Annotated in this window: 3 protein-coding genes; all 3 read right to left on the minus strand. The window is 46.2% G+C overall.

All coding sequences use genetic code 11. The features are described 5' to 3' along the window. Positions 1-364: MFS transporter (locus PHU49_00950; GenBank protein MDD5242557.1), on the minus strand; the 364-nt coding region annotated here is incomplete at its 3' end. Further along, entirely contained in the window at positions 364-753 is a 390-nt protein-coding gene (locus PHU49_00955; GenBank protein ID MDD5242558.1) for a hypothetical protein, read from the minus strand. The genes PHU49_00955 and PHU49_00950, both read right to left, overlap by 1 nt. Before the next feature lie 266 nt (positions 754-1,019). Beyond that, positions 1,020-1,199 (minus strand): hypothetical protein, encoded by a 180-nt coding sequence (locus PHU49_00960; protein MDD5242559.1) that lies wholly within the window; start codon positions 1,197-1,199, stop codon positions 1,020-1,022. Positions 1,200-1,288 lie beyond the last annotated feature (89 nt).

Here is a 1,288-nt window from a genome sequence, read left to right on the forward strand (position 1 = left end):
CGCGCGCGGAGGTCCTGACACCCTTTCCGAAACGGTCGAGAAATCTTCCACCCATAACTGAGGTCCAGCCGGATGCCGAAGCGATGATGAGCTTCGACAAGGCCGACAGCATATACCCTCCCGTCATAAAGGGTTTTCTTTTCCCGGACCGGTCGGAAAAGTAGCCGGAAAAGATGCGAAGGAGGTTGGCGGTAGATTCGGCGATGCCCTCGATGAGGCCTACGATGGTCACGGGCGCGTTAAGGACAGCGACGAGAAAGATCGGGATTACCGGGTAGACCATCTCCGAAGAGATATCGTTGAAAAAACTGACAAGGCTGATAGCGACTATATTCCGGTTGATGCCGCGGAAGGTCCTCTTCATTATGCCTTTGTTCCGTGATGGTGATGAATGGTATTCCCGTGTTCCCCGTCGTAGCGCGCAGTAGGTATAAGACCGGTTCCGATAACAATGCAAACAATACCAAAAAGAACAACGTATTTATAACGGATTGCCATCTTCGGCTTTAGTATCAGTCCGCCAAATCTGAGATACGCCCTCTCCCTTCTGACGGCAAGATACACGTGGTCAATGGTTTCATCAAGGTCAGAGGGACGGGTCCAGTATTGATCCCTTACAACGATCTCCATGTGATGGAGGTTCCAGGTAAGGGATGCTCGCGGGTCATAGTCTGATACGAAGAACAACAGGAACAACGGTAAGCAGATACCGGCGAGGATAAGGATCACGGTAGCCTTTTTTTGCCTGGTCATACCATGCTCTCCATTCACCCAGTTTACTGTAATAAGTATAGCCTCAATAGTTGATATGTGAAGGATTTTTTTTGCGGCGCCATAAATACAGGCGTTGCGCAAAGCGAGAAGAATCAGGTTAAGGTTGAGGTTGAGGAGAATCAGAGTTGATTTAACCTTAGCCTTAACCTTAGCCTGCCTTTTCTGGCCTGTATATCTTCAGACTAAAAAAGGGGCTCTGACGAGCCCTTTTTGTGATGCGATTATTGCACGGCAATGGATTCTTTTTACCTCTTTCTGCCCCCCTTCTTACCCTTCTCCATGGAAAATATTATTAAGATAAGTCCTACAAAGATTAAGACAATGCCTGCAATGAAGGTCATCATGGCTTTCGTAAGGGCTAAAAGAAGAAATCCACCCAAGACAACAACAAATCCGATTATTGTAAGAACGCCGATATTTTTCATGCCCCCGTATCACCTCCTGCGTGATTTGCTATGATTATTAATAAAAAATCTATATCTGGCAAGTATTTTTTTCTAAAAAAAAGATATTT

Source organism: Syntrophorhabdaceae bacterium (assembly GCA_028713955.1).
Classification (GTDB): domain Bacteria; phylum Desulfobacterota; class Syntrophorhabdia; order Syntrophorhabdales; family Syntrophorhabdaceae; genus UBA5609.

Coding starts and splice junctions, on each gene's coding strand:
- PHU49_00955 (MDD5242558.1), bottom strand. CDS start 753: ATGACCAGGCAAAAAAAGGCTACCGTGATCCTTATCCTCGCCGGTATC.
- PHU49_00960 (MDD5242559.1), bottom strand. CDS start 1,199: ATGAAAAATATCGGCGTTCTTACAATAATCGGATTTGTTGTTGTCTTG.